The organism is Streptomyces sp. NPDC000410, from assembly GCF_040300305.1.
In the GTDB taxonomy this organism is placed as follows: Bacteria; Actinomycetota; Actinomycetes; order Streptomycetales; family Streptomycetaceae; genus Streptomyces.
Genome location: NZ_JBEPDM010000005.1, coordinates 96,344 through 118,197, shown reverse-complemented (window position 1 = coordinate 118,197; position 21,854 = coordinate 96,344). Strand labels below are relative to the sequence as shown.

Below are 21,854 nucleotides of genomic sequence, written 5' to 3'. Positions count from 1 at the left end.
GACCCATGGACTGGTGCCACTACCGCTTTCGCAGCCTCTGGGAGCTGCCCGCCCCGCCATCCGTCGTCTTCACCGTGCTGGAGCGGGCCGAGGAGTACCCCCGCTGGTGGCCGCAGGTCCGCGAGGTCACTCGGATCGACGACCGCACCGGTATCGGCCGCTTCCGCTCCGCACTCCCGTACGACCTCGTCGTCACCGCGCGCGAGCGGCTGCGGGACCCCGCCGCTCTGGTGCTGGAGGTGGAGCTGACCGGGGACCTGGTCGGCTGGGCCCGGTGGACGCTCGCGGCGCGCGCCGACGGCGGCACCCGGGCCCGGTACGACCAGGAAGTGGACGTCCACCGGCCGCTGATGCGGCGGCTCGCGGTGCCCGGCCGGCCCGTCTTCCTGGCCAATCACGCACTGATGATGCGGGCGGGACGCCGCGGCCTCGCCGCGTACCTGACCGGGGAAGCGAAGGGAGTTTGAAGGGAGCCCGGCGGTACCTGTATGGTTCAGTCCGTTCCCGGGCGATTAGCTCAGTGGGAGAGCGCTTCGTTCACACCGAAGAGGTCACTGGTTCGAACCCAGTATCGCCCACCGGGAGAGGCCGGTCCGTCATCGACGGACCGGCCTTACTTGTGTCCGCACATGCCTGCCCCGGTCGTACGCGTGCCGCGATCACGCCGCCCGCGCCGGGATTTCCGGACGCAGCGGCCACGCCGGATCCACCGACTCCTCCGAGCCGTTGCGCGCGAACCACGCCTGGAGGCCGCGTGCCTGTGCCGCGTGCCACACCGCCTGGAGCGTGTGCAGCTCCGGCGGCGAGAGCCGGTCGAGCCGCGCCGCGAACCGCCGGCCCACGGCCCGTACGACCTCCAGTGCGGCGGTCGCGTCGGCCGCCGCGTCATGCGCACCGTCCAGGGCGACCGCGTACTGGGCGCAGAGATCCGTGAGCGTGCGCCTGCCCTTGCGGTAGCGGTCCAGGTGCTTGTCCAGAACCCGGGGGTCCAGGACGCACATCGGCACGTTCTCCAGGTAGACGGAGAGGGAGGAGGCGCGGTGGCGGCGCAGTTCGCGGTCGAGGAGGGTCAGATCGAACGGCGCGTTCATCACGACGAGCGGCCTGCCCGCCGCGCACTGCTCGGCCAGTGCCCGGCCTATCTCCTCCATCACCGGCGCCGGCCAGCGGCCGTTGTGCTGCAGATGCTCTTCGGTGAGTCCGTGGACTTCGGTGGCCTCCGCGGGGACCGGCACCCCCGGATTGACCAGCCAGTTGGTGATACGCGCCCGTGCTCCCGCCGAATCCTGGACGACCAGGGCCGCCGAGACGATCCGGTCCTCCTCGACGTCCACTCCTGTTGTTTCCGTGTCAAATGCGGCCAGGGGGCCCTCATACCAGAGTGTCATCCCCGAACTCCTCGCCCGTTCCCGGCAGATGGCGGGATCCCTCTGCCCGAATCGGTGATACCCGGACCGTTTGCGCAGTACGCGGGTGGGTGACAACACAGATGACGGGGCGACAGGTTGACGTCCCGTTGCACGGCCGTGGACACCAGTCGTGGGCACGGCCAGTGGAATCGACGAATCGGCACAGCCCGGAAGGCAGACGGAGCCATGGCGCTCGCGCAGCCCGAACCGGGTGCGCTGCCCGAGCGGACCGTACCGCTGCGCGGAGCACTCGCCACCACCGCCTGCATGGAGACCCTCCAGGTGGGGTATCTGCACGCGGTCGCGGCCGCCGCCGGCTGCTCGCTGTCCCAGCCGTTTCCCGACAACGGCATCGACTGGCACGTCAGCCACAGCGCTCCCGGACACACGGTCGACGACGAAGTCACCATCAAGGTGCAGCTGAAGGCCACCTACCAACTCGCGCCGCACCCGCCGGGGCCGGCGTTCTCCTTCACGCTCGACAACGAGCACCTGGTGAAGCTCGCCCGGACACCGGTGTCCGTACACAAGATCCTCGTCGTGATGATCGTGCCGAGGGCGCAGGACGAGTGGCTGCGCGCCGGTCACGACCGACTCGATCTGCGGCACTGCTGCTACTGGACCAACCTGGCCGGCCACCCCGTCACGGGCCGGCGCAGGACCACCGTGCGGATCCCGACCTCGCGCATCTTCGACGACCGGGCACTCTGCGAGATCATGACCCGGGTCGGGACGGGAGGGAGACCGTGATGCACGGCCCGATGGACGAACCCGTACAGCCGTACGGGAGCCCTCACCCGATTCCCTTGCCCGGTGAGGGGCCCCCTTCCTGGTACGGCGGCGAGGGCCCCGACCCCGCGCACGTCGACCCCGTCGTGCTCGGCGCGCTGCTCGACCGGCACGGCTGGCGGCGGCGTGGCGGCGCGGCGGGGAGGTACGCCCGCTGGACCCCACCGGGTCCGGCCTCCGGCGGTACGAGCCTGCTCGTCCCGGAGAGCCGGGCCTTTCCCGACTGCGAGGACCTGCTCGGTGAGGCGCTGACCGCGCTGGCCCGCTCGGCCGCGCCCTCGGCCCGCGAGGTGCTGGTCGGTCTTTCCGTGCCCAGCGACGAGATCCGCTGGTGGCGCGACGTGCCGCAGGGCCCGTCCGGCGCGGCGGCCTGGACCGTACAGGAACAGCTGCGCTCGGCCGCCCGTCAGTTGCTGCTGGCGGGCGCGCTCGCCGCCCGCGGTCGTGCCGGGTACTACGGGGCCCGGCACCGGCGGCAGGCGGTGGCATCGCTGGGGGGTGTGCTGGTCGGTCCCGCACCCGGCGGGCGCGGGCTGACGGCCTTCGTTCCCGTGGAGAGCGGCCGCGCCGTCGTCGTACGCCTCCACCACGCGCTGCACGCCACCCGCGAGGCCGTCGACTACCGGCGGGCCACCGGGGGCATGGAGGCGTTCGACACCGCGGTAGGGGCCGGGGTCAGCCGTGAGCTGACCGAGGCGGTGGTGGCGCTGGTACGCGGCACCGAGGGCGCGCGGGTCGCCCTGGCCTGGGCGCCGTCCGCAGGGGTCCCGGAAGGCTGCGCGGCCCGTCCGGAGCCCGTCGAGTTCTCCCCGGGCGACCTTCCGGCCCTGCGCGAGGCCGGGGCGCGCTACCTGCGTCAGGAGCCGTCCGTCCCGGTCCGGATCACCGGCGCGGTGGTGCGGATGCGCCGCTCCGGCCCGCGCGGCGAGGGCACCGTACGGCTTCGGGTGCTCGCGGGCGCGGAGGTCCCGCACGTCCGGGCCGTGCTCGACGAGGAGGCCTACCGCACCGCCGTCCACGCCCACCTCGTCGGCCTCCCCATCCGCCTCATCGGCCGCCTGGAGAGCCGCGGCGGCTTCCGCCGCCTCACGGACGCGACCGGCGTGGTCCCCGTCCAGGTCGACGACGCGGAACGGGACCGGCTGCTCAAGGCCCTCCACGAGAACCTGGACTTCTTCGAGGAGGCGTGCGGCGGGGACGACGACTGACGGGGGCGGTGCCCCCGTCGGGCCGGACCGACCGTGCGCGGCCGGCGCGTGTGACGGACCGTTGGCCGACGGGGCCTCAGCTGGCTGCGCCCGCCCGGATCCGCAGGCCGGGGCCGGGCTCGGCGCTGGCCCCGCCAGTGCGAGCGCGGGTCGTGCCCGACGGCGCCCGCGCTCCCTCGTCGTCGCGCCGCCCGGGACGTCAGTTCGTCCCGGCGGTTGTGGTGTGGAGGCTCTCCAGCCTCAGCTGGAGTGCCTGGAGCGCCCGGCGCTGGCGTCCCGGTACGCGGCGGCGCAGCGCGATGAGTGTGGGGGCCAGTGCGCGGGCCCGTTCGGGGTCGCGCAGGTGCTCCCACTGGTGGTGGGCACGGTCGACGGCGCTCTCGACGTCCGGGTTGTCCGGCGCCTGCCGGCGGGCGAGGCGCGCTTCGGCCGCGGCCATCCACAGTTCGCAGCTGACGGCAGGGTCCTGGGCGAGGCGGGCGAGGTCGGCGCGTACCTCCAGCCAGTGGATCGCCTGCGGTGATCCCGGTCCGTACGCGCGCAGGGCCTCCTGCTCCCACGCCGCCGCGGCCGCCGCGGCTTCCCGGTGGCGGCCTGCCTCGGCGGCGCCGAGGATCTCCGGCAGCGGATCGGGCGCGGGGCCGGACACGGGCGCGGGGCCGGACAGGTCCGGGGCGGCCGGGCTCCCGGCGGGCGGTGGCGCGTCGACGGCGAGCAGCAGGACGCCTTCGCCGCCGGTCTGGGCGGCCGCCTGGTCGTGCAGGGCGGCGAGCGGCGGCCGGGCTCCGCTGCGCCAGATGGACGCCCACGCCTTCAGATAGGCGGGCTCCGCGACCGTACGGCGGCCCGGCGCCGGGGCGATGCGGCCGTAGAGGCGTATTCCGTAGCCGAGCGGGAGCACGGACCGGTCGCCGGTCAGCTGCCGCCAGGTGTCCGCGTCGGCGACCAGGTCGACGACGACCGTGGTGGTACCCGGCTTGCGGAGCTTGAGCTCGCTGGCGATCCAGTGCCACGGCAGCGCGGTGTAGCGCAGGGTGGAGGGGGTCGTACGGGCGAGCGCGAGATGCGGCAGGCGCTGCTTGTGGTCCAGGTGGAGCTGCCCGGTGATGTAGAAGACCAACGGGCCCGGTGCCGCGACGGCGGCGCGCACACGGGTCAGCACGGCCTGGGGATCGAGCGCGTCGGCGAGTTCGATCAGGGTTGCCGCGGCCGTCCCCGTGAAAGCACCCGGAGGCACGGCGGCGAGCGCGGGCAGTACGGACGCCGCGTCGATCAGACGTCCCTTGCCGACGGGGGCGGCCGCCAGTATGAGCGCCGTCCCGGACGATTCCTGCGCATTGATCACCACGTCAGCACCGTATCCCGCGCGGGGCGCCACCCCGTCATGGACCGGGCACGGGGTTGCCGCCTCGGCGCCCGGGGCGGACCCGGACGGGGCGACTCGGAGCCAGGAGTCCGGACCGGGCGATCGCCGGGTCCACCCACCGCCGGGCAAACCGTTTCGCGAGGGGCCCGCCGCGCTCGGTAGGATTCCGTCATGCGCGCGCAGGACGACCTCGTGCGCATCCCCATCAGGCAGGAGAGACCGGTGTCAGACGTCCGTGTGATCATCCAACGCGATTCCGAGCGGGAAGAGCGCGTGGTGACGACGGGCACTACGGCAGCCGAGCTCTTCGCCGGCGAGCGCACCATCGTCGCCGCACGCGTCGCGGGCGAGCTGAAGGACCTCGCGTACGAGGTCAAGGACGGCGAGGAGGTCGAGCCGGTCGAGATCTCCTCGGAGGACGGGCTCAACATCCTGCGCCACTCCACCGCGCACGTCATGGCGCAGGCCGTCCAGGAGCTCTTCCCGGAGGCCAAGCTGGGCATCGGCCCGCCGGTCAAGGACGGCTTCTACTACGACTTCGACGTCGAGAAGCCGTTCACGCCCGAGGATCTCAAGGCCATCGAGAAGAAGATGCAGGAGATCCAGAAGCGCGGCCAGCGCTTCTCGCGGCGCGTCGTCACCGACGAGGCCGCCCGCGAGGAGCTCGCGGACGAGCCGTACAAGCTGGAGCTCATCGGCATCAAGGGCGCCGCCTCGCACGACGACGGCGCGGACGTCGAGGTGGGCGGCGGCGAGCTGACCATCTACGACAACCTGGACGCGAAGAGCGGCGAGCTGTGCTGGAAGGACCTCTGCCGCGGTCCTCACCTGCCCACCACCCGCAACATCCCGGCGTTCAAGCTGATGCGCAACGCCGCCGCGTACTGGCGCGGCAGCGAGAAGAACCCGATGCTCCAGCGCATCTACGGCACCGCGTGGCCGTCCAAGGACGAGCTCAAGGCGCACCTCGACTTCCTCGCCGAGGCCGAGAAGCGTGACCACCGCAAGCTGGGCTCCGAGCTGGACCTCTTCTCGATCCCGGACGAGATCGGCTCCGGCCTCGCCGTCTTCCACCCCAAGGGCGGCATCATCCGCCGGGCCATGGAGGACTACTCGCGCCGCCGGCACGAGGAGGCGGGCTACGAGTTCGTCTACACCCCGCACGCCACGAAGGGGAAGCTCTTCGAGAAGAGCGGCCACCTGGACTGGTACGCCGAGGGCATGTACCCCCCCATGCAGCTCGACGAGGGTGTGGACTACTACCTCAAGCCCATGAACTGCCCGATGCACAACCTGATCTTCGACGCGCGCGGTCGTTCGTACCGTGAACTGCCGCTGCGTCTCTTCGAGTTCGGGACCGTGTACCGCTACGAGAAGTCGGGCGTCGTGCACGGCCTGACCCGGGCCCGCGGCTTCACCCAGGACGACGCGCACATCTACTGCACCAAGGAGCAGATGGCGGACGAGCTCGACTCGCTCCTGACCTTCGTCCTCGACCTGCTGCGCGACTACGGCCTGACCGACTTCTACCTGGAGCTGTCCACCAAGGACCCGGAGAAGTTCGTCGGCTCGGACGAGGTCTGGGAAGAGGCCACCGAGGTGCTGCGCAAGGCTGCCGAGAAGCAGGGCCTGCCGCTGACGCCCGACCCGGGCGGCGCCGCGTTCTACGGCCCGAAGATCTCCGTCCAGGCGAAGGACGCCATCGGCCGCACCTGGCAGATGTCGACCATCCAGGTCGACTTCAACCTTCCCGAGCGCTTCGACCTCGAGTACACCGCGCCCGACGGCACCAAGCAGCGCCCCGTCATGATCCACCGCGCGCTGTTCGGCTCGATCGAGCGGTTCTTCGCGGTACTGCTGGAGCACTACGCGGGCGCTTTCCCGGCGTGGCTGGCGCCGGTGCAGGCCGTCGGCATCCCGATCGGCGACGCGCACGTCCCGTACCTGGACGAGTTCGCCGCCAAGGCCAGGAAGCAGGGCCTGCGCGTCGAGGTGGACGGGTCCTCCGACCGTATGCAGAAGAAGATCCGCAACGCCCAGAAGCAGAAGGTGCCCTTCATGGTCATCGCGGGTGACGAGGACATGGAGAACGGCGCGGTGTCCTTCCGCTACCGCGACGGCTCGCAGGAGAACGGCATCCCTGTCGACGAGGCCATCGCCAAGATCGCCAAGGTCGTCGAGGAGCGCGTACAGCTCTGACGCGTCCTGTGGGTCAGGCCCCCGGGGAATCCCCCGGGGGCCTTTTGTCCTCCTCCAGCGCGAACGTCTGGATCAGCCACGACGAGAACGACCCCGTCACCGCCCCCAGCAGCGCCAGCCCCCCGGTCATCATGCCTACCGCCACGATCCGCCCCCAGGGCGTCACCGGCGTCACATCCCCGTAGCCGACAGTCGTCAGCGTCGAGCACGCCCACCACACGGAGTCCCCGAACGTCCGGATCGTCGCGCCCGGCGCCGCGTACTCGGCCTGGTAGACGCTGAGCGAGCCCGCGAAACCGAGCAGGACCGCCGAGATCCCGGCGTAGGCGATCACGCGCCCGTGCAGACTCATCCGCGCATGGGTGTGCCGGCGCTGCACCGCCTCGTAGATCTTGACGATCCGCAGCGGCCGCAGCAGTGGCAGGACGACCACGACGGCGTCCATCACATGCCGGCGAAGGAACCTGACACCCTGCCCGCTCAGCGCCCACCGCACCGCGTAGTCCACGACGAAGAGCACCCAGGCGGCACACGTCACGGCGAGGCACAGGTCCTGCCAGCCCGCCGGCAGGTCGTGCGCCAGCACGCGGATCGCGTACGAGATGAGAAAGAGACCCGAGGCCACGAACAGCGGGGTCTCCATGACCTGCTCCCAGCGCTCCAGGCGTGCCGACCGGCCGTCGTCGTCCATCGCCCCAGCATCGCCGGGGACCGCTCGGGGCCGCCCCGGCGACACGCCCCGTATGGGCGAAGTCATATGCTGCACCACATGACGAGTGAGCCGGAACAGCAGATCGGAGTCGGAATCCAGGACGCCTTCCAGCGTCTTTGGACGCCCCACCGGATGGCGTACATCCAGGGGGAGAACAAGCCGACCGGCCCCGGGGCCGACGACGGCTGTCCCTTCTGCTCCATCCCCGCGAAGTCGGACGAGGACGGACTCGTCATCGCGCGCGGCGAGAGCGTGTACGCGGTGCTCAACCTCTACCCGTACAACGGGGGCCATCTGATGGTGGTGCCCTACCGGCACGTCGCCGACTACACGGACCTCGACGAGGCGGAGACCGCCGAACTCGCCACGTTCACCAAGCGGGCGATGGCGGCGCTGCGCACGGCCTCCGGCGCGCACGGCTTCAACATCGGCATGAACCAGGGCACGGTCGCGGGCGCGGGCATCGCCGCCCATCTGCACCAGCACATCGTGCCGCGCTGGGGCGGCGACACCAACTTCATGCCGGTCGTCGGCCACACCAAGGTGCTGCCCCAACTCCTCGCCGACACCCGCAAGATGCTCGCCGACGCCTGGCCCCCCGCCTAGCCGTCGCGCGCCGCGCGCCGCGGGCGGCGCGCGACGTAGGCGTTACGCGTCGTACGCGTCGGCCTTGCGCGGTGACGGGTCCTGGACCAGACCGCTCACGATCAGGGAGCGGTTGCTGAAGCGCTCGGTGTTCACCCCGTGCTCCTCCAGGACCCTCATCGCGGCCGCGTGGGTCACCCGCAGGACCGGCGTCGCGGCCCGCATCGCGTCGTCCGCCATGAAGCGGTGCCGCCAGGGCTGGTCCGCCCAGGCGTGCCGCAGCCCGAACGGCTCGGGGAGCACCAGCTTGCCGCCGAGGAAGTCGAGCAGCGGCGGGTACCAGGTGAAGGGCGCGCGGACCATGAGCCGGACCACCTCGGGCGTCTCCACCAGGGGCAGCGTCCGCGTGGTCGTCTCCCAGAACCGTATGGTCTTGGCGACCTCGACGGTCTTGGGCTCCGGCTTGCTGGTGAACAGGGAGTGGACCGGCCCGAGCGCGTGCCCGGTCACCTCGATGCGCAGGGTCTCGTAGAGGACGGTCACCGTGATCATCATGGTGATCACCAGCTGGCCGTCCCACAGGGTGAACTGCACGCCCAGATAGTGGCGGTTGCCGCTGCCGAACTGCTGGTGGTCGCAGATCCGCTGTATCTCGTGGCGCTTCACCTGGAAGGTCTCCACGTCCTGGCCCTCGGGCCTGGCGACCTCCTTCGCGCCCTCGCCGACCGGCACCACGATCCAGTGCTTCACCGAGGGCGGCGGGAAGCCTCCCGTGTTCAGCGGGCCGCGCTGGAGCAGCGTCAGCTTGTCATGGATGACCTTGATGACGTCCCAGCTGCGGAACTGATGGAACTCCTTGCCCGGTTCCTTGGACACCAGATCCTCGGCGAGCTGCCAGCTGCCCCATCGCGTGCCCATGCCCAGTATTCCCTTGGGGCCCGCGTAGAAGACCGTGTTGGCCTGCTGCTCGGCGGTGAGCTTCTCCAGGCTCTGGCGCAGCTGCTCGGCCGCCGTCTCGTTCGGGTTTCCGGGGACGGCCTCGGGGACCTTGGCGCCGATGCCGCCGCCGGAGAGCAGACTGTCCCAGCGCTCACGCATGTCCTTCGCCGTGGACTCGCAGATCCGCCTCGCGAGCAGCCAGCCCACGACCGGGGCGATGACCATCCCGCGCAGGTAGTACGCCCAGAATCCGGTGAACGGCAGCCGGACGAGGAAGATCACGGCCACGATCCCGATCACGATCAGCAGGCCCGTGCCCAGCGCCCCGGCGCGCTTGTCCTTCGCACCCGCCATCGTGCGGCGCAGCTGGAACACGCCCATCCACAGCAGCATCCCGGGCAGGAACAGCAGCCCGAACACCGCCATGATCCCGGTGAGCTTCGCGTCCCGCTCCTTGCGGATCCGGGTCGCCGCCAGCGCGTGCTCGACGACCGCCTGCGGCTCGGTGCCGAAGGACTGGATCAGCGCCTTGCGGGCCCCGCCCAGCATCCGCACCTGCACGGCCCGCGAGAAGGCCTCGCCCAGATTCGGCTCCAGCAGCGACAACTTGCCCTTGGTCACCTTGGACTCGTGCCACTCGTTGTTGGCCTTGAGGATCTCCTCCAGCTTGCTGTCGCGGTACGCCGCCGACGCGAGGGCATGGGTCGCCGCCGTCTGACCGTCCGAGCCCTGCAGCGGGACCTGCGCCCCGGGAGAGAAGTCGAATGCCTGGTCCGTCACTGCCGCACCGCCCCCATCGCCGCTACCGTACGCACTGCGGGCTGTTCCCAACTGCCGCGCCCCGCACACCTTCTGAACTGGGCACCCAGCGTATCGAGGTCGGACGGCACCCGTCGCGGCCTTGTGGATAACGTCCGAAGCGGCACTGCGACGTACCGCCCGCCGCACACGGGTACGGCGGGCGGCCTCCTCAATCAGGAGCCTGCTTCCGCCTGTTCACGGATCTTGTCGGCCAGCTGCGGCGGCATCGCCTCGTGCCGGGCGTACGAACGGTCGAAGCGGCCCGTGCCGTGCGAGATCGACCGCAGATCCACCGCGTACCGCCCGATCTCGATCTCCGGCACCTCGGCGCGCACCAACGTCCGGCCGGAGCCCGCCTGTTCGGTGCCGACCACCCGGCCGCGCCGCCCCGACAGATCGCTCATCACAGGGCCCACGTACTCGTCGGGCACCAGCACCTGCACCTCGGCCACCGGCTCCAGCAGATCGATCCGCGCGTCCGCCGCCGCCTCGCGCAGCGCCAGCGCGCCCGCCGTCTGGAACGCGGCGTCGGACGAGTCGACCGAATGCGCCTTTCCGTCCAGCAGCGTCACCCGTACGTCGACCAGCGGATAGCCGGCCGCGACACCGCGCGCGGCCTGGGCCCGGATCCCCTTCTCCACGGACGGGATGAACTGCCGGGGCACAGCACCGCCGACGACCTTGTCCACGAACTCGATACCGGAGCCGGGCGGCAGCGGCTCGACCTCGATCTCGCAGATCGCGTACTGACCGTGCCCGCCGGACTGCTTCACATGCCGGCCGCGCCCCGCCGACGGTCCGCCGAACGTCTCCCGTAGGGAGACCTTGTGCGGGACCACGTCGACCTGGACCCCGTAGCGGCTGCGCAGCCTCTCCAGAGCCACGTCTTTGTGGGCCTCACCCAGGCACCACAGCACCACCTGATGGGTGTCCTTGTTCTGCTCCAGCCGCATCGTCGGATCCTCGGCGACCAGCCGCGAGAGCCCCTGTGAGAGCCGGTCCTCGTCCGCCTTGCTGTGCGCCTGGATGGCCAGCGGCAGCAGCGGGTCGGGCATCGCCCACGGCTCCATGAGCAGCGGATCGTCCTTCGAGGAGAGCGTGTCCCCGGTCTCGGCCCGGCCGAGTTTCGCGACGCATGCGAGGTCGCCCGCGATGCACTGGCCGACGGTGCGCTGCTGCTTGCCGAAGGGCGAGGAGAGGGCGCCGACCCGCTCGTCGACGTCGTGGTCCTCGTGGCCGCGGTCCTCCAGGCCGTGGCCGGACACGTGCACCGTCTCGTCGGGGCGCAGCGTCCCGGAGAAGACCCGGACCAGCGAGATCCGCCCGACGTACGGGTCGGAGGCGGTCCGCACCACCTCGGCGACCAGCGGCCCCGCAGGGTCGCAGCTGATCGCGGGGCGGGGCTTGCCCTCGGGGGTGGTGACGGCCGGGGCCTCGCGCTCCAGCGGGGTCGGGAAACCGCCGGTGATCAGCTCCAGCAATTCGACCGTGCCGAGCCCGTGCTTCGCCCCGTTGGTGGCGGGCGCCGCGGCCAGTACGGGATGGAAGGCGCCCCGCGCGACGGCCTTCTCCAGGTCGTCGACGAGCGTCTTGAGGTCGATCTCCTCGCCGCCGAGATAGCGGTCCATGAGGGTCTCGTCCTCGCTCTCCGCGATGATCCCCTCGATCAGCCGGTTCCTGGCCTCCTCGATCACCGGCAGTTCGTCCGGTCCCGGCGGGGTCTCCTTGCGTTCGCCGGAGGAGTAGTCGAAGACCTTCTGTGACAGCAGGCCGACCAGCCCGGTCACCGGGGCGTGCCCGTCGGCCGCCTCCGGACCGTGCAGCGGCAGATACAACGGCAGTACGGCGTCGGGGTCGTCCCCGCCGAAGAGCTGCCCGCAGACCTGGGTGAGCTGCTCGAAGCCGGTGCGGGCGGTCTCCAGATGGGTGACCACGATCGCCCGGGGCATCCCGACCGCCGCGCACTCCTCCCACACCATGCGGGTCGAGCCCGCCACGGCGTCGGCCTCCTGGGCCGCGGAGACGACGAAAAGGGCCGCGTCCGCGGCTCGCAGACCGGCCCTGAGTTCCCCGACGAAGTCGGCGTATCCGGGGGTGTCCAGCAGATTGATCTTGTATCCGCCCCATTCGAGCGGGACGAGACTGAGCTGTACGGAACGTTGCTGGCGGTGTTCGATCTCGTCGTAGTCCGAGACCGTGCCGCCGTCCTCGACCCGGCCCGCCCTGTTGACCGCTCCCGCGGTCAGCGCCAGGGCCTCGACCAGCGTCGTCTTGCCCGACCCGCTGTGGCCGACCAGCACCACATTCCGTACGGATGTCGGCCGGTCGGCCGTTGTAGCCCTGCCGGCGGCTCCGGGGTGTGCGTTCGCCTTGTCGCCCATGATTCTTCCTCCCGACTGCTTGCACGGTGAGGTGAGGGCGCGGACCCGGGGGAGCCGCACGGCAGCGGCAGCTCCGGCGATGCCCGCGACGCGGTGGTCTTTCGAGCTTTCCACTCCCGTCACGGTGCGTCCATACGTCGTACGCGACCGGGGGAGTCCGCTGGCCGGTAACGGTCCTGGCTACGATGGGCCAGCCGGTGGCCGCTCGGGCCGCACGGCGCACCGACCCCCCTGGGAAGGCCATGCTGAACAAGTACGCGCGTGCGTTTTTCACGCGTGTCCTCACACCGTTCGCCGCGTTTCTGCTCCGCCGAGGGGTGAGCCCCGACGCCGTGACGCTTGTCGGCACGGCCGGAGTGATCGCGGGTGCGCTGGTCTTCTTCCCCCGCGGAGAGTTCTTCTGGGGGACCATCGTCATTACCCTGTTCGTCTTCTCGGACCTGGTCGACGGGAACATGGCCCGCCAGGCCGGGATCTCCAGCCGCTGGGGCGCGTTCCTGGACTCCACCCTCGACCGGGTCGCCGACAGCGCGATCTTCGGTGGCTTCGCCCTCTGGTACGCGGGAGGGGGCGATGACAATGTGCTGTGCGCGGTATCCATCTTCTGCCTGGCGAGCGGCCAGGTCGTCTCGTACACGAAGGCGCGAGGCGAGTCCATCGGACTGCCCGTCGCGGTGAACGGCCTGGTGGAGCGCGCGGAGCGGCTGGTGATCTCGCTCGTCGCCGCGGGTCTCGCCGGACTCCACGGATTCGGTGTCCCTGGCATCGATGTCGTGCTGCCGATCGCGCTGTGGATCGTGGCGGTCGGTTCGCTGGTGACCCTGGGACAGCGGGTCGTGACGGTACGCCGTGAGGCGGCGGAGGCGGACGCGACGACGGCGTCGGAGGGGAGCGGGGCATGAGGGATCGGTTGACCGACACGCTGTACGGACTCGGCTGGGCCACGGTCAAGAAGCTTCCCGAGCCCGTCGCGGCCGCGCTCGGCCGGACCATCGCCGACCGCGTGTGGAAGCGCCGGGGCAAGGGCGTCCTGCGTCTGGAGTCCAACTTGGCCCGGGTGGTGCCCGACGCCGGCCCCGAGCGGCTCGCCGAGCTGTCGAAGGCCGGCATGCGCTCGTACATGCGGTACTGGATGGAGTCCTTCCGGCTGCCCACCTGGAGCCACGAGCGCGCGAAGAGCAGCTTCGACCCGACGGGCGTCCACAACCTCACCGAGGCTCTGGAAGCCGGCAAGGGGGTCGTCCTGGCGCTGCCCCACCTCGCCAACTGGGACGCGGCGGGCGTCTGGGTCACCCGCGCGCTCGGCCAGCCCTTCACGACCGTCGCCGAGCGGCTCAAGCCGGAATCGGTGTACGACCGCTTCGTCGCCTACCGGGAGTCGCTGGGCATGGAGGTCCTGCCGCACACCGGCGGCGCCGCCTTCGCCACCCTGGCGCGGCGGCTGCGCGACGGCGGGATGGTCTGCCTGGTCGCGGACCGTGATCTGTCGGAGTCCGGCGTCGAGGTGAAGTTCTTCGGAGAGACGGCCCGGATGCCCGCGGGACCGGCACTGCTCGCCCTGCAGACGGGGGCGCCGCTGCTTCCGGTGACCCTCTGGTACGACGACACGCAGGTGATGAAGGGGTGCATTCACCCGCCCCTCGACGTACCCGAGACAGGTACGCGGGACGAGAAGACGTCTCTGATGACACAGGCGCTGGCCGATGCCTTCGCCACGGGGATCGCCGACCACCCGGAGGACTGGCACATGCTCCAGCGGCTGTGGCTCGCGGACCTGGACAAAGACAAGCCCGACGATGACAAGCCGGGCAACGACAAGCTGGGCAACGACAAGCTGGGCAACGACAACGACAAGGGCGGGGAGCGGTCACGTTGAGGATCGGCATCGTCTGCCCGTACTCCTGGGACGTCCCCGGCGGCGTCCAGTTCCACATCCGCGACCTCGCCGAGCACCTCATCCGGCTCGGTCACGAGGTCTCCGTACTGGCCCCGGCCGACGACGAAACGCCGCTGCCGCCGTACGTCGTCTCGGCGGGCCGGGCCGTGCCCGTCCCGTACAACGGCTCGGTCGCGCGGCTGAACTTCGGCTTCCTGTCCGCCGCGCGCGTGCGGCGCTGGCTGCACGACGGCACGTTCGACGTGATCCACATCCACGAGCCGGGCACGCCGTCGCTCGGGCTGCTGACCTGCTGGGCGGCCCAGGGGCCGATCGTGGCCACGTTCCACACGTCGAACCCGCGCTCCCGCGCGATGGTCGCGGCGTACTCGATCCTGCAGGCCGCGCTGGAGAAGATCAGCGCCCGGATCGCGGTGAGCGAATACGCGCGGCGCACCCTCGTCGAGCATCTCGGTGGCGACGCCGTCGTCATCCCGAACGGGGTCGACGTCGACTTCTTCGCCAAGGCCGGGCCGAAGGCCGAGTGGCAGGGCGGGACGCTCGGCTTCATCGGCCGCATCGACGAGCCCCGCAAGGGCTTCCCCGTGCTGATGAAGGCCTTCCCGAAGATCCTCGCCGCACGCCCCGGAACGCGCCTGCTGGTCGCGGGCCGCGGCGACGAGGAGGAGGCGGTCGCCTCCCTGCCGGCGGACATGCGCTCGCAGGTGGAGTTCCTCGGCATGGTCAGCGACGAGGACAAGGCGCGGCTGCTGCGCAGCGTCGATCTGTACGTCGCCCCGAACACGGGGGGCGAGAGCTTCGGGATCATCCTGGTCGAGGCGCTCTCGGCGGGCGCCCCGGTGCTCGCGTCCGACCTCGACGCCTTCGCCCAGGTCCTGGACCAGGGCGGAGCGGGCGAGCTCTTCGCCAACGAGGACGCCGACGCGCTGGCGTCCGCCGCGATCCGGCTCCTGGGGGACCCGGAGCGGCGGGCGGAGCTCAGCGAGCGGGGGAGCGCGCACGTGCGGCGCTTCGACTGGTCGACGGTGGGCGCGGACATCCTCGCGGTGTACGAGACGGTGGCGGACGGCGCGGCCTCCGTGGCCGCGGACGAACACCAGGGCTTCATGTCGCGCTTCGGCCTGGCCAGGGGCTGATTCCCGGGCCCGCTAGGTACCGGGCCCCCGGGGCCCGGGCCGACGGGCCCGCTGGGTCCCGGGCCGACGGGCCCGTCGAGCCCCCGGCCCGCCGGGTCCCGGCTCGTTGAGTCCTGGACCCTCTGGGTCCGGCCCGTCGAGTGAGTCCTGGACCGCCGGTCCTGCACCGCCGAGTTCCGGGCCGGCCGGTCCCGGACCTGGTCCCGGGCCCCGGGATCAGGTCCGCGGCGTGGTGTCCGAGGTGCCGCGCGTGGAATTCGGCACCCCGGGCCCCCGGTAGATTGGCCCGGCGTGACCGCAACCTTGATCTGGATCTTCGTCGGGCTCGTCGTCATCGGCGTGTACCTCAGCTGGACCGCCGGCCGGCTCGACCGTCTGCACACGCGGCTCGACGCTGCCCGCGCCGCCCTCGACGCGCAGCTCGTACGCCGGGCCTCGGTCACCCAGGAACTGGCCACCTCAGGCGTCCTCGACCCCGCCGCGTCGATCGTGCTGTACGAGGCCGCGCACGCCGCCCGCCAGGCCGAGGAGGAGCACCGTGAGGTCGCCGAGAGCGAGCTGAGCCAGGCGCTGCGGGCCGTCTTCGCGGAGCAGGCGCAGGTCGACGCGGTGCGCGAGGCCCCGGGCGGCGAGGAGGCGGCGAACGAGCTCGCCGCCGCGGTCCGGCGCGTCCCCATGGCGCGCCGGTTCCACAACGACGCCGTACGCGCGGCGCGGGCCCTGCGCCGGCACCGTAAGGTGCGCTGGTTCCGGCTGGCGGGCCACGCGCCGTTCCCGCTCGCGTTCGAGATGGACGACGAGCCGCCGGCGGCGCTGGCGGACCGTCCCTCGTAGGCTCTGCGCACGGGCGGTGTCCGCGCGCCTTCGCCAAAAAGGAGCCACATGCTCCACATTGGCACTTGCTGTGGACTGGTCCCGGACGGTTTGCTCGGCGGAGCACAAGCCGCATCACCAGCCGTCATCGAGTGAGGTCCATCCGTGTCCAGCACCCTTCCCACCACCCCGCAGGCCCCCGAGACCGGCACCGCGCGCGTGAAGCGCGGCATGGCCGAGCAGCTCAAGGGCGGTGTGATCATGGACGTGGTCAACGCCGAGCAGGCGAAGATCGCCGAGGACGCGGGCGCCGTCGCCGTCATGGCGCTGGAGCGTGTCCCGGCCGACATCCGCAAGGACGGCGGCGTGGCCCGTATGTCCGACCCGAACATGATCGAGGAGATCATCGACGCGGTCTCCATCCCGGTCATGGCCAAGTCGCGGATCGGCCACTTCGTCGAGGCCCAGGTCCTGCAGTCCCTCGGCGTCGACTACATCGACGAGTCCGAGGTGCTGACCCCGGCCGACGAGGTCAACCACTCCGACAAGTGGGCCTTCACCACCCCCTTCGTCTGTGGCGCCACCAACCTGGGTGAGGCGCTGCGCCGCATCGCCGAGGGCGCGGCCATGATCCGCTCGAAGGGCGAGGCCGGCACCGGCAACGTCGTCGAGGCCGTCCGCCACCTGCGTCAGATCAAGAACGAGATCGCCAAGCTGCGAGGCTTCGACAACAACGAGCTGTACGCCGCCGCCAAGGAGCTGCGCGCCCCGTACGAGCTCGTCGCCGAGGTCGCCCAGCTCGGCAAGCTGCCGGTCGTGCTGTTCTCTGCCGGTGGCGTGGCCACCCCGGCCGACGCCGCCCTGATGCGCCAGCTCGGCGCCGAGGGCGTCTTCGTCGGCTCCGGCATCTTCAAGTCCGGCGACCCGGCCAAGCGCGCCGCCGCGATCGTGAAGGCCACCACCTTCTACGACGACCCGAAGATCATCGCGGACGCCTCCCGCAACCTGGGCGAGGCCATGGTCGGCATCAACTGCGACACCCTCCCCGAGGCCGAGCGCTACGCGAACCGTGGCTGGTAATCACTCATGAGCACCCCCGTCATCGGTGTCCTGGCTCTCCAGGGCGACGTACGGGAGCACCTGATCGCCCTGGCCGCGGCTGACGCCGTGGCCAGGCCGGTCCGGCGCCCCGAGGAACTCGCCGAGGTCGACGGCCTCGTCATACCCGGCGGCGAGTCCACCACCATCTCCAAGCTGGCCCATCTCTTCGGCATGATGGAGCCGCTGCGCGAGCGTGTCCGCGCGGGCATGCCGGTCTACGGCACCTGCGCCGGCCTGATCATGCTCGCCGAGAAGATCCTCGACCCGCGTTCGGGCCAGGAGACGATCGGCGGCATCGACATGATCGTCCGCCGCAACGCCTTCGGCCGCCAGAACGAGTCCTTCGAGGCCTCTGTCGCGGTCAAGGGCATCGAGGGCGACCCCGTCGAGGGCGTCTTCATCCGCGCCCCCTGGGTCGAGTCCGTGGGCGCGACGGCCGAGGTGCTCGCCGAGCACGAGGGCCACATCGTCGCCGTACGGCAGGGCAACGCGCTGGCCACGTCGTTCCACCCGGAACTGACCGGAGACCACCGCATGCACGCCCTGTTCGTGGACATGGTGCGCGCCGCGCACTGACCCGGTCCCGGTAGGATCACAGGCGAACGCAGCAGAGATTGGTTACGCGAAGGAGACAGGCAGATGTCCGGCCACTCTAAATGGGCCACGACGAAGCACAAGAAGGCCGTGATCGACGCCAAGCGCGGCAAGCTCTTCGCGAAGCTGATCAAGAACATCGAGGTCGCGGCCCGCACGGGCGGCGCTGACGTCGACGGCAACCCGACCCTCTTCGACGCCATCCAGAAGGCGAAGAAGAGCTCCGTTCCGAACAAGAACATCGACTCCGCCGTCAAGCGCGGTGCCGGCCTGGAGGCCGGTGGCGCCGACTACGAGACGATCATGTACGAGGGCTACGGCCCGAACGGTGTCGCGGTGCTCATCGAGTGCCTCACCGACAACCGCAACCGCGCCGCCTCCGACGTTCGGGTCGCCATGACCCGCAACGGCGGCTCGATGGCCGACCCCGGTTCGGTGTCGTACCTCTTCAACCGCAAGGGTGTCGTGATCGTCCCCAAGGGCGAGCTGTCCGAGGACGACGTCCTGGGCGCCGTCCTGGACGCGGGCGCCGAAGAGGTCAACGACCTCGGTGAGAACTTCGAGGTGCTCAGCGAGGCCACCGACCTGGTCGCGGTGCGCACCGCGCTCCAGGAGGCCGGTATCGACTACGACTCGGCCGAGGCCAACTTCGTCCCGACCATGCAGGTCGAGCTGGACGAGGAGGGCGCGCGCAAGATCTTCAAGCTGATCGACGCGCTGGAGGACAGCGACGACGTGCAGAACGTCTTCGCCAACTTCGACGTCTCGGACGACGTGATGGAGAAGGTCGACGCCTGATCCCGCTTCGTACGGAGGGCCGACAGGGACACCCACCCTGTCGGCCCTCCGCGTTGTGGGCCGTTGTCAGTGCGAGCCGATAGCCTGCACAAACAGTTGACCGAAGGAGGGGGGGCGTTATGCGCGTACTCGGTGTGGACCCGGGGCTGACCCGGTGCGGCATCGGCGTGGTCGAAGGCGTCGCGGGCCGCCCCCTGAAGATGCTCGGCGTCGGCGTCGTCCGCACCCCCGCCGACGCGGACATCGGCCACCGCCTGGTCGCCATCGAGCGCGGCATCGAGGAGTGGCTGGATGCGCACCATCCCGAACTGGTCGCGGTGGAGCGGGTGTTCAGCCAGCACAATGTGCGTACGGTCATGGGCACCGCACAGGCCAGCGCGGTCGCCATGCTCTGCGCGACCCGGCGCGGAATCCCCGTCGCCCTGCACACCCCCAGCGAGGTCAAGGCCGCCGTCACCGGCAGCGGCCGCGCCGACAAGGCCCAGGTCGGCGCCATGGTCACGCGGCTGCTGAGGCTGGACGCCCCGCCGAAGCCCGCCGACGCGGCCGACGCCCTCGCGCTCGCCATCTGCCACATATGGCGGGCCCCCGCTCAGAACCGGCTCCAGCAGGCCGTCGCCCTGCACGCATCGAAAGGCCGCCCCACCTCATGATCGCCTTTGTGACCGGCCCGGTCGCCGCGCTCGCCCCGACCACCGCCGTGATCGAGGTCGGCGGCGTCGGCATGGCCGTCCAGTGCACGCCGAACACCCTGTCGGAGCTGAGGATCGGTCAGGAGGCCAGGCTCGCGACCTCCTTGGTCGTCAGGGAGGACTCCCTGACGCTGTACGGCTTCGCCGACGACGACGAGCGTCAGGTCTTCGAGCTGCTCCAGACCGCGAGCGGCGTAGGCCCGCGCCTCGCCCAGGCGATGCTGGCGGTCCACGCGCCGGACGCCCTGCGGCTCGCGGTGGCCACGGGCGACGAGAAGGCCCTGACCGCCGTGCCCGGCATCGGCAAGAAGGGCGCGCAGAAGCTGCTCCTGGAGCTCAAGGACCGCCTCGGCGAGCCGATCGGCACCGCCACCCGCGCCGTCGGAGCCCCGGTCACCCAGTCCTGGCGCGACCAGCTCCACGCCGCGCTCATCGGCCTCGGCTACGCCACCCGCGAGGCCGACGAGGCGGTCACCGCGGTCACCCCCCAGGCCGAGGCCGCGGGCACGACGCCGAACGTGGGCAGCCTCCTGAAGGCCGCCCTCCAGACGCTGAACCGCACCCGATGACCACCGGCGCGTCCCCGGCGCCCGCCGGCGCGCTCCGCCCGTACCACCCGGCACACCACCATCCGCGCGGCTCCGCCGCCACGACCACGCGAGGCAATCAGCTGTGAACTGGGACGACAGCACTCCGCCCCCCGCCGGGGCACCGGCCGCCGACGCGCCCGAGCGGCTCGTCGGCGCGGCGGCCGACGGCGAGGACCAGGCCGTCGAAGCGGCGCTGCGGCCCAAGTCGCTGGACGAGTTCGTCGGCCAGGAGCGCGTACGGGAGCAGCTCGACCTTGTCCTGAAAGCGGCCCTCGCGCGCGGCGCCACCGCCGACCACGTCCTGCTCTCCGGCGCTCCCGGCCTCGGCAAGACCACCCTCTCCATGATCATCGCGGCGGAGATGGGCGCCCCGATCCGGATCACGAGCGGCCCTGCCATCCAGCACGCCGGCGACCTCGCCGCGATCCTGTCCTCCCTCCAGGAGGGTGAAGTTCTCTTCCTCGACGAGATCCACCGGATGTCCCGGCCCGCCGAGGAGATGCTCTACATGGCGATGGAGGACTTCCGGGTCGACGTCATCGTCGGCAAGGGCCCCGGCGCCACCGCCATCCCGCTGGAGCTGCCGCCGTTCACCCTGGTCGGCGCAACCACTCGGGCCGGACTGCTGCCCCCGCCGCTGCGTGACCGCTTCGGCTTCACCGCCCACATGGAGTTCTACGAGCCCGCCGAGCTGGAGCGCGTCATCCACCGCAGCGCCCAGCTCCTCGACGTCGGTATAGACACCCACGGTGCCGCCGAGATCGCCGGCCGCTCCCGCGGCACGCCCCGTATCGCCAACCGGCTGCTGCGCCGCGTCCGCGACTACGCCCAGGTCAAGGCGGACGGCCGGATCAACCGCGACATCGCCGCCGCGGCCCTCGGGGTGTACGAGGTGGACGGACGCGGACTCGACCGGCTGGACCGCGCCGTGCTCCAGGCCCTGCTCAAGCTGTTCGGCGGCGGTCCCGTGGGCCTGTCCACCCTCGCGGTGGCCGTGGGGGAGGAGCGCGAGACGGTCGAGGAGGTGGCCGAGCCCTTCCTCGTACGGGAGGGCCTGCTGGCCCGTACGCCACGCGGCCGGGTCGCCACGCCCGCGGCATGGGCGCATCTCGGCCTCGTGCCGCCGCAGCAGGGCGCGGGCGCAAGCGGACAACAGGGTCTGTTCGGGGCGTGACGGCGAGGAGGGTCGCGGCACGGGGAACCACGGTGCCATGCTGGGCGTTGTTCCATCGATGCGGACTCGCTTAGACTCCGCCGATGCCGCCCTTCCGGGTCGGCGTGCCCACCCCCGTAGATCAGGCCGCTCACCAGCGCGGTCGTGCGAAGGATTTCCGCCCCGTGGATAACGTGACCGTCCTCCTCCCCTTCATCGTGCTCATCGGGGCCATGTTCCTGATGACCCGCTCCGCCAAGAAGAAGCAGCAGCAGGCGGCGGCGATGCGCAACCAGATGCAGCCCGGCACGGGCGTCCGGACGATCGGGGGTCTGTACGCCACCGTCAAGGAGGTCAACGACGACACCGTCCTCCTTGAGGCTGCTCCCGGCGTCCACCTCGTGTTCGCGAAGAACGCCATCGGCGCCGTCCTCGACGACGAGGAGTACAACCGGATCGTGCACGGCGACGGCGACGACGTGCTCAAGACCGACGCGGTCGTGCCGGACGACGCCTCCTCGCTGACCGACGCCGAGGCCGACACCGACGCCGACGACGCCAAGATCGACCTGGGCAAGAAGGCCGAGAAGGCCGAGGCGGCCGACGTGGAGACCGCGCCCGAGACCAAGGGCGGCAAGGCCGACGAGAAGACCGACGGCGACGCCGACGCGAAGTAACAGGGACCGGGGAC

21 protein-coding genes and 1 tRNA gene are annotated in these 21,854 nt (G+C 71.2%); 17 read left to right on the top strand and 5 right to left on the bottom strand.

Annotated features, from left to right (window positions below):
* Positions 1-5 precede the first annotated feature (5 nt).
* Complete coding sequence (locus ABT342_RS08945) at positions 6-467, top strand: SRPBCC family protein (RefSeq protein WP_351569189.1); 462 nt, start codon at positions 6-8, stop codon at positions 465-467.
* A gap of 39 nt (positions 468-506) precedes the next feature.
* Positions 507-578 (top strand) — tRNA-Val (locus ABT342_RS08940).
* Positions 579-659: 81 nt separating this feature from the next.
* On the opposite strand, the gene ABT342_RS08935 is transcribed toward ABT342_RS08940, so the two are convergent.
* Positions 660-1,388, bottom strand: coding sequence for a 3'-5' exonuclease (locus tag ABT342_RS08935; protein WP_351569186.1), 729 nt, complete (start codon positions 1,386-1,388; stop codon positions 660-662).
* Between the two features lie 207 nt (positions 1,389-1,595).
* On the opposite strand from ABT342_RS08935, the gene ABT342_RS08930 reads away from it, so the two are divergent.
* Positions 1,596-2,159: a DUF4365 domain-containing protein gene (locus ABT342_RS08930; RefSeq protein ID WP_351569183.1), complete on the top strand. Its 564-nt coding sequence runs from the start codon at positions 1,596-1,598 to the stop codon at positions 2,157-2,159.
* Positions 2,159-3,406 carry a hypothetical protein gene (locus tag ABT342_RS08925; RefSeq protein ID WP_351569180.1) on the top strand — a complete coding sequence of 416 codons (1,248 nt, stop codon included), beginning with the start codon at positions 2,159-2,161 and terminating at the stop codon, positions 3,404-3,406. Before ABT342_RS08930 ends, ABT342_RS08925 begins: the two co-directional genes overlap by 1 nt.
* A gap of 199 nt (positions 3,407-3,605) precedes the next feature.
* On the opposite strand, the gene ABT342_RS08920 is transcribed toward ABT342_RS08925, so the two are convergent.
* Complete coding sequence (locus ABT342_RS08920) at positions 3,606-4,754, bottom strand: hypothetical protein (RefSeq protein ID WP_351569177.1); 1,149 nt, start codon at positions 4,752-4,754, stop codon at positions 3,606-3,608.
* A gap of 240 nt (positions 4,755-4,994) precedes the next feature.
* Here ABT342_RS08920 and thrS point away from each other — a divergent pair, with 240 nt between their 5' ends.
* Entirely contained in the window at positions 4,995-6,971 is a 1,977-nt protein-coding gene (thrS, locus tag ABT342_RS08915) for a threonine--tRNA ligase (protein ID WP_351569174.1), read from the top strand.
* Between the two features lie 13 nt (positions 6,972-6,984).
* On the opposite strand, the gene ABT342_RS08910 is transcribed toward thrS, so the two are convergent.
* Positions 6,985-7,662, bottom strand: coding sequence for a potassium channel family protein (locus ABT342_RS08910; protein WP_351569171.1), 678 nt, complete (start codon positions 7,660-7,662; stop codon positions 6,985-6,987).
* Between the two features lie 66 nt (positions 7,663-7,728).
* Here ABT342_RS08910 and ABT342_RS08905 point away from each other — a divergent pair, with 66 nt between their 5' ends.
* Positions 7,729-8,289, top strand: coding sequence for an HIT family protein (locus tag ABT342_RS08905; RefSeq protein WP_351569168.1), 561 nt, complete (start codon positions 7,729-7,731; stop codon positions 8,287-8,289).
* Between the two features lie 42 nt (positions 8,290-8,331).
* Here the strand turns inward: ABT342_RS08905 and ABT342_RS08900 are convergent, their stop codons facing one another.
* Entirely contained in the window at positions 8,332-9,987 is a 1,656-nt protein-coding gene (locus ABT342_RS08900) for an AbeC-like domain-containing protein (protein ID WP_351569165.1), read from the bottom strand.
* A gap of 194 nt (positions 9,988-10,181) precedes the next feature.
* Positions 10,182-12,389 carry an elongation factor G-like protein EF-G2 gene (locus tag ABT342_RS08895; RefSeq protein ID WP_351569162.1) on the bottom strand — a complete coding sequence of 736 codons (2,208 nt, stop codon included), beginning with the start codon at positions 12,387-12,389 and terminating at the stop codon, positions 10,182-10,184.
* A 185-nt stretch (positions 12,390-12,574) separates the two neighbouring features.
* Here ABT342_RS08895 and pgsA point away from each other — a divergent pair, with 185 nt between their 5' ends.
* From pgsA to yajC, 11 genes are all read left to right on the top strand, one after another.
* Positions 12,575-13,291 (top strand): phosphatidylinositol phosphate synthase, encoded by a 717-nt coding sequence (pgsA, locus tag ABT342_RS08890; protein ID WP_502965495.1) that lies wholly within the window; start codon positions 12,575-12,577, stop codon positions 13,289-13,291.
* A complete protein-coding gene (locus ABT342_RS08885; protein ID WP_351569156.1) occupies positions 13,288-14,265 on the top strand; it encodes a phosphatidylinositol mannoside acyltransferase in 978 nt (325 codons plus the stop codon). The genes pgsA and ABT342_RS08885 overlap by 4 nt, the downstream gene beginning before the upstream one ends.
* Positions 14,262-15,422: a glycosyltransferase family 4 protein gene (locus tag ABT342_RS08880; RefSeq protein ID WP_351569153.1), complete on the top strand. Its 1,161-nt coding sequence runs from the start codon at positions 14,262-14,264 to the stop codon at positions 15,420-15,422. Before ABT342_RS08885 ends, ABT342_RS08880 begins: the two co-directional genes overlap by 4 nt.
* Before the next feature lie 291 nt (positions 15,423-15,713).
* Positions 15,714-16,256 carry a hypothetical protein gene (locus tag ABT342_RS08875; protein ID WP_351569150.1) on the top strand — a complete coding sequence of 181 codons (543 nt, stop codon included), beginning with the start codon at positions 15,714-15,716 and terminating at the stop codon, positions 16,254-16,256.
* 144 nt (positions 16,257-16,400) lie between these two features.
* Entirely contained in the window at positions 16,401-17,315 is a 915-nt protein-coding gene (gene pdxS, locus ABT342_RS08870) for a pyridoxal 5'-phosphate synthase lyase subunit PdxS (RefSeq protein ID WP_502965494.1), read from the top strand.
* 6 nt (positions 17,316-17,321) lie between these two features.
* Entirely contained in the window at positions 17,322-17,912 is a 591-nt protein-coding gene (gene pdxT / locus ABT342_RS08865; protein WP_351569147.1) for a pyridoxal 5'-phosphate synthase glutaminase subunit PdxT, read from the top strand.
* A 63-nt stretch (positions 17,913-17,975) separates the two neighbouring features.
* A complete protein-coding gene (locus ABT342_RS08860) occupies positions 17,976-18,728 on the top strand; it encodes a YebC/PmpR family DNA-binding transcriptional regulator (protein ID WP_351569144.1) in 753 nt (250 codons plus the stop codon).
* A 119-nt stretch (positions 18,729-18,847) separates the two neighbouring features.
* Positions 18,848-19,381, top strand: coding sequence for a crossover junction endodeoxyribonuclease RuvC (gene ruvC / locus ABT342_RS08855; protein ID WP_351569141.1), 534 nt, complete (start codon positions 18,848-18,850; stop codon positions 19,379-19,381).
* A complete protein-coding gene (ruvA, locus tag ABT342_RS08850; RefSeq protein ID WP_351569138.1) occupies positions 19,378-19,989 on the top strand; it encodes a Holliday junction branch migration protein RuvA in 612 nt (203 codons plus the stop codon). The genes ruvC and ruvA overlap by 4 nt, the downstream gene beginning before the upstream one ends.
* Before the next feature lie 103 nt (positions 19,990-20,092).
* The gene (ruvB, locus tag ABT342_RS08845) at positions 20,093-21,184 is read left to right on the top strand and encodes a Holliday junction branch migration DNA helicase RuvB (protein WP_351569135.1); all 1,092 of its coding nucleotides are present in this window, start codon (positions 20,093-20,095) and stop codon (positions 21,182-21,184) included.
* A 164-nt stretch (positions 21,185-21,348) separates the two neighbouring features.
* The gene (gene yajC, locus ABT342_RS08840; protein ID WP_351569132.1) at positions 21,349-21,840 is read left to right on the top strand and encodes a preprotein translocase subunit YajC; all 492 of its coding nucleotides are present in this window, start codon (positions 21,349-21,351) and stop codon (positions 21,838-21,840) included.
* The last annotated feature ends 14 nt before the right edge of the window (positions 21,841-21,854 follow it).